This is a genomic window from Variovorax gracilis, assembly GCF_030317115.1.
Taxonomy (GTDB): Bacteria; Pseudomonadota; Gammaproteobacteria; order Burkholderiales; family Burkholderiaceae_C; genus Variovorax; species Variovorax gracilis.
In genome coordinates this window covers 24426-30425 of record NZ_JASZYF010000047.1, presented here as the reverse complement: position 1 = coordinate 30425, position 6000 = coordinate 24426, and the positions used below count along the sequence as shown (strand labels likewise).

The following is a 6000-nucleotide window of genomic DNA, read 5'->3' as shown; positions in this document are numbered from 1 at the left end:
CTAAGCCTGGCTCCCTCGCCCAACACCGCCTTCGTCCGTGCCATATCCCGTCCGCCATCGAGTTGCCACGGAAGCAATTGTAGGCGTCATTACTCTAATCGAACAGTATTGCCCCATGACCTATCGGCGATACCACGGCAGCTGCCACTGCCAGGCAGTGCAATACGAAGCGGAGTTCGACGTGGCCGCGGGGAGCAATCGCTGCAATTGCTCCCTTTGCAGCAAGGCACGGGCATGGTTTCTTTTCGTGCGAGGCGACAAATTCAAGCTGCTCGCGGGCGACGACATGCTCAGCACGTATCAGTGGGTGCCCCCCGGCCGGGACGAGTCCGGTCTCACGTACCGCTTCTGTTCGCGTTGCGGGATTCGCCTCTACGCCACCGGCGAACTGGCGCAACTGGGCGGGCGCTTCTATGCGATTCATGTGCCCACCGTGGACGATGTGGACAGGGAACAGCTGGTGAGCGCTCCATTGAACTTCATCGACAACGCACATGACCGGCTCGATGGGCCACCGGCCGATACCCGGCTGATGTGAGAGGCAGGCAGGACGAGAAACGGGCGAAGTGCTTGCCATAAAACGACAGCAAGATCACCTGCGTGTTTTCGGGGAGCGCCGAAGCCCGCCGGCTTCTGCATACTTGCCTCCCCACGACAACAAGGATATTCATGTCAGCAGGCGGTTTTCACGTGCACGGCCCGCACGATCACGAACTCGAGCACGCAGGTGCGCACGGCCACGCTGATCCAGCCTCTGCTTCCCGGGAGTCTGGTCGCAAGAGCATGACCAGCCAGATCGCGGTATGCACCGCTGTCATCGCCACGGTGGGAGCGATCTTCGCGTACATGGGAGGGCTGACTCAAGCCAACGCGGGGCTCTACAAGAACAACGCCGGCATGAAGAAGACCGAGGCCTCCAACCAGTGGAACTACTTTCAGTCAAAGAGCACGAAGCAGGCGCTGGCCGAATTCGCCCGGGACACGTCGCCCGAGGACCGCAGGCAAGAGTGGCAGAAGAAGATTTCGCGGTATGAGCAGGAAAAAGGCGAAATCCTGCTCGTCGCACAGAAGCTCGAGGCCGACGCAACCGACTGGGACCAGAAGTCGGAGGCACAGATGCACCAGCACCATCGCTGGGCACAGGCGACTACGGCGCTGCAGGTCTCCATCGCCCTGGCTGCCATGGCATTGCTGACCAGGAGAAAGTGGTTGGAATGGGGCATGCTTGGAGTTGCCGGAGTCGGCTTGGTCGTCGGCGCTCTGGCGGCCATGCACATCTGAGCGCGGCGCGAGCCCACTCGGCTCGAAGCGCGTGCGCACTGACCGCCACCACTGCAACAATGCGCCAGGAGCGGAGATCGATGCAGAGTCCACAGCCGTGCGTCAGGTTTCGGGCATTCGCTGGCCCGGAGGATTTCGAGGCCATGGTGGCTTGTGCGAATGCGAGCTTCGCGGCCGACGACACCGGGTTCTTCCGTACGGTCGACGAAGTGGCTCGCGACTACGCCTCGTTCACCGACTGCGTGCCGCAACGCGATGTCTGGATTGCCGAAGCCGGCGCGGAGATCGCCGGCTATGTGCGTGCCTGGCAGTGGACTCAAGCAGATGGAGTCCAGCTCTATGGGCAATTGGGAGTGGTCGCGCCTCCATGGCGTCGGCGGGGAATCGGCGCCGCGCTGCATTCCTGGCTCGAGTCGAGGCAGCGGGAAATGGCAGCCTTTCACCGCAGCGCGCCGCGGCATGCGCACCATGCCTTCGTTACCGAGGGCGAAACCGCGCGCGCTGCGCTTCTGGAAAAGGCCGGCTATCGGCGCGAGCGCTACTTCTTCACCATGATGCGGCCCACGTTGGACGATGTCGCCGACTTTTCCATGCCGCCGGGCCTGGAAGTGAGGCCGGTTCAGCCTGATCACTTTCGCCCGATCTGGGATGCGCATCAACGCGCCTTCCGGACCCACTGGGGCTTCTCGCCTTCGGGAGAGGCGGATTTCCGGCGATGGCAAGTGAGCCAGGTCTTTCAACCGCACCTGTGGCAGATCGCGTGGGACGTGCGGACCGGCGAGGTTGCAGGCCAGGTGCGAACCTACATCGACGAGGTCTGGAACACCGCGAACGGGCGAAAGCGAGGGTGGACGGAATTCATCAGCGTTGGAGAGCGGTGGCGAGGACAGGGCGTCGCTCGCGCGCTCATCTCTCTGAGCCTGCGAGCCCAGAAGGCTGCAGGCATGGAGGAATCGGGTCTGGGCGTCGACAGCCAGAATCTGGACGGCGCGAACCGCGTCTACGAAGAATGCGGCTTCATCGTGACCCGGCGGAATTGCGTGTTCCGCAAGCCGCTGGAGCTGGATGGTGCAAGCTAGCGGGTGTGCCTGCGAACCCCAGCTATCGTCGTCCGGATACCGCCCCCAGGGCCGAAGCTTCCTCCAGGAGTTGCCATGAAACTGCTGTCCTCGAAATCCTCAAGCGCTCGGAGAACACCGGCGGCTGCGACGGGCGCGCAAGCCATCGGTACCGTCGCATTGGGCTCCATCGCGATGGCCGCCGTCGCCGTCGGTGCCTTGGCCATTGGTGCCTTGTCCATCGGTCGGCTCTTCGTTGGCCGGGTTCGAATCCGACGTCTGGAGATTGACGAACTTGTCGTTCGCCGCATTCGCGTCACGGAGCAGCTCACGACGCCGTCAACGCCCGACCCTGGCCAGGACCTCTCGGCTCCGGGCCACGGCGCTGCAGGTTGAGGACCTGAGGCAGCAGACCGCGGTAGGCCGAGCCTGCGGCGCAGCGGTCCTGTCGCAGATCACAATCAAGACCATGACGAATCCTTCGCTGCCGAAAGCCGCCGAGCCCGTCTACCTCACCGGGGCGCTGCGCAAGGCAGGGGCGCTCGACGGGGGTCGTGTGACCGACGTGTCGGTCGTCGCATCGTTCGCGACCGTGCTGTCGCACATCTTCAGGTTGCGCCTCGTTCACGCCGACGCGGCTGCCGCCGCGCCCGCGACGCTCATCTTGAAAGCCGGCCTGGCGGACCGCCCGGGCGGGCCATGGCCGGGTGGCCGGCACGAGGTCGCGTTCTATCGGGACGTCGTGCCCGCGATGCCCGCGGGCATGGTGCCGCGTTGCTTCGATGCCCAATGCGATGACGCCACGGGCACCTGGCATCTATTGCTCGAAGACCTTACGGAATCGCACGCCGTGGCGACGCGCTGGCCCTTGCCTCCCACATTTGCTCAATGCGAGGCCATCGTTCGCACGCGAGCCCGATTCCAGGCTGCGTGGTGGGACGATCCGCGACTCGGCGTGACCATCGGCTCCTGGCAGGATGCGAGCGCTGCCGATGAAGCGACGAGGAACCTGATGGTGCAGTTTGCGCGCTTCGCCGATGAAATGGGCGATCGGCTTTCCGACGATCGGCGTGCGCTCTACGAGCACCTGCTCGAAGCCGCGCCGCGCCTGGCGGCACGCTACCGAACGCGTCGCCACATGACCATCGCCCAGGGCGATGCGCACGTCTGGAACTGCTTCCTGCCGCACGATGGCGACAAGGATGGCGGCAGATTGTTCGACTGGGATGCCTGGCGCGTCGACATGGGATCGGACGACTTGGCATGCATGATGGCCCTGCAGTGGTATCCCGATTTGCGGCATCGCTTCGAGGCACGCCTGCTGGACAGCTTCCATGATGAATTGACGGCGTGCGGCGTGCAGGGCTACGACCGGCGCGCATTGCAGGACGACTACCGGCTGTCCGTGCTCTGGCTGATCGCAACGCCTGTCTGGCAGCATGCGAACGGCATTCCTCCGGTGATCTGGTGGAACAACTTCGAGCGTGTCCACCTGGCCGTCGAGGACCTTGGCTGCCGTGATCTGCTGGGAAGAGGTTGATGCTGTCCCGCCGTCGCGGAATGCAAGCGCCTTCAGCCGTGCGACTGACCCGGTCAGCGCGGCGTGACAAAGATCGAAATGCACCCTACCCTCTTCAAAAGTGCATCAACATTTCCTCATCATCTTCAGAGACGCAATGATCCAAAGTCGCAAAAGCAGCGCTCACTTCATTCTGTTGGGGGCGACGCTCGCCGCCACGCTCACTGGGCAGGACGCGCTGGCCCAGGCGCGATTGGAACAAGCCGCAGATGACTCCTGGCGCTTCTCGGCGGGGCTCGGGGTCTTCAGTCGCCCCAAGTATCCAGGCAGTGGCGATGCCCAGGTCGTGGCGGTGCCACTCGTCACCGCCAACTACGGACGCTATTTCATCGGGGGCACTCCAGGGGCCGGCTTTCCATTCGGAGTGGGCTTCAACCTCATTCAAGACGACTCCTGGCGCTTCGGAGTGGCCTTGGGTGGCGAACTGAGCAAGCCGCGGAAGGCGTCGGATGCGCCGATCCTCAATGGCTGGGGCGACATCTCCCAGACGGCACTGGGAAGCGTGTTCGCTTCGTACTCCCACGATTGGCTGACGGTTCGAGCTTTCCTTGTTTCCGACATAGCGGGCAACGATCAAGGTACTCGATTCGCGGTCGACATCGAGGGAAAGTACATCGTCAATGAAAAACTCGTCCTGTCCGCCGGACCCGGCATCACCTGGGCCAACGGCAGGTACACCCAGACCTTCTATGGAATCGACGCCCGACAAAGTCTGATTGCCGGAGTCCCCGAGTACCACGCCGGAAGCGGCGTCAATTCGATCCGCTTCTCCGTCGGCGCCCAATATCAATTGAATGCCCAGTGGGGCATTGGCGCGAGCGTCACTGCCGCCTGGCTGCAAGGCGACGCCGAGCGCAGTCCGATCACGGAAGACAAGTCGCAAAACACCTACGGCATCTTCGCTTCGTACAGATTCTGATGCTGGCCTGCTGCAGTCGGCCCGAGACTCGCGGGACCGAGGCCGACTCGGCGGAAGGCTAGCGCCGGTCTTCGGCCTTTCGAAGCGGGATGCGCACTTCAGCGGCGCGGGCCCTCAACTGGCCGCAACCGCCGTCCACATCCTGTCCGGCCGAATAGCGCAACTTCGTCAGGATGCCCCGCTCATGCAGCGTGCGCGCCATCTGCTTGCAGCGCTCCCACGACGGCCGACGGAACCCCACGCCGTCCACGGCGTTGAAAGGGATGATGTTCAGCACACCGTACTTGCCGGAGAGCAGCCTGACGATGCCTTCGATCTCCTCCTGGCCGTCGTTGACCCCTTCCAGCAACGTCCACTGGTATTGAATGGGGTAGCCGGTGGCCCGGGCGTAGCCTTCGCAGGCGGTGACCAGTTCCTCGGGAGTCATGTTCGGCGCGCGCGGGAGAAGTCGTCTGCGCAAGTCGGCCCTGGTCGTGTGCAACGAAAGTGCCAGCGCCGGCCTGACACGTGCCTGCTGCAGTCTCTCGAACACGCGTGGATCGCCCACGGTGGAGAACACGAGGTTCTTGTGGCCGATGTTGCCCGCGGTGCCGAGCAGGTCGATCGCCTCCATGACGTTGTCCAGGTTGTGGGCCGGCTCGCCCATGCCCATGAACACTACCTTGCGCACCGGACGGCGCATGCGCGCGAGGGCAACCTGGGCGACGATTTCGGCACTTTCCACCTGGCGCAGCAAGCCGTCGCGACCCGTCATGCAGAACTGGCAACCGACGGCACACCCGACCTGCGAAGAGACGCAAAGACCGTCCCGAGGCAGCAGGACACTTTCGACAGTCTGGCCATCGGCCAATGCGACCAGCAGCCGCTCGGAACCATCGGCGCCGGGATGAACCGCGTGGATGCGCGCCAGCCCGGCAAGATCCGCTTCAATCCCTGGCAGGGCCTCCAGCAGCGACGATGGGAAAAAGCTCGCCGGCAGACGCCTGCCGCTGTCTCGAGGCAGCGCGTGGGACCACAACCGCAGGACCCGCTGCTCGTGCAGGGGACCCGCTCCGGCGTCCCGCAGTCGCCGCTTGAGTTCGAGGATTCGCATGCCACGGATTTTGCACGGCGGCGTTGTCTGCGGTGCGCGCCTCGCGCCCCGCGCCTCCCGTCGACCCTCG

7 protein-coding genes are annotated in these 6000 nt (G+C 64.1%); 6 read left to right on the top strand and 1 reads right to left on the bottom strand.

Annotated features, from left to right (window positions below):
* Nucleotides 1-115: 115 nt before the first annotated feature.
* The 6 genes from QTH97_RS34510 (at nt 116) to QTH97_RS34485 (ending at nt 4837) form a co-directional block, all read left to right on the top strand.
* On the top strand, nt 116-538 hold the full coding sequence (locus QTH97_RS34510; protein WP_286573117.1) for a GFA family protein: 423 nt from the start codon (nt 116-118) through the stop codon (nt 536-538).
* Nucleotides 539-669: 131 nt separating this feature from the next.
* Complete coding sequence (locus QTH97_RS34505) at nt 670-1281, top strand: DUF4337 domain-containing protein (RefSeq protein ID WP_286573119.1); 612 nt, start codon at nt 670-672, stop codon at nt 1279-1281.
* 143 nt (nt 1282-1424) lie between these two features.
* On the top strand, nt 1425-2360 hold the full coding sequence (locus tag QTH97_RS34500; RefSeq protein ID WP_286573115.1) for a GNAT family N-acetyltransferase: 936 nt from the start codon (nt 1425-1427) through the stop codon (nt 2358-2360).
* A gap of 75 nt (nt 2361-2435) precedes the next feature.
* Nucleotides 2436-2735, top strand: a complete 300-nt coding sequence (locus QTH97_RS34495) for a hypothetical protein (protein WP_286573114.1) — start codon at nt 2436-2438, stop codon at nt 2733-2735.
* Between the two features lie 73 nt (nt 2736-2808).
* Nucleotides 2809-3879, top strand: coding sequence for a protein kinase family protein (locus tag QTH97_RS34490; protein ID WP_286573113.1), 1071 nt, complete (start codon nt 2809-2811; stop codon nt 3877-3879).
* A gap of 136 nt (nt 3880-4015) precedes the next feature.
* Entirely contained in the window at nt 4016-4837 is an 822-nt protein-coding gene (locus QTH97_RS34485; protein ID WP_286573112.1) for a MipA/OmpV family protein, read from the top strand.
* Between the two features lie 58 nt (nt 4838-4895).
* On the opposite strand, the gene QTH97_RS34480 is transcribed toward QTH97_RS34485, so the two are convergent.
* The gene (locus QTH97_RS34480; protein ID WP_286573111.1) at nt 4896-5930 is read right to left on the bottom strand and encodes an RNA methyltransferase; all 1035 of its coding nucleotides are present in this window, start codon (nt 5928-5930) and stop codon (nt 4896-4898) included.
* Nucleotides 5931-6000 lie beyond the last annotated feature (70 nt).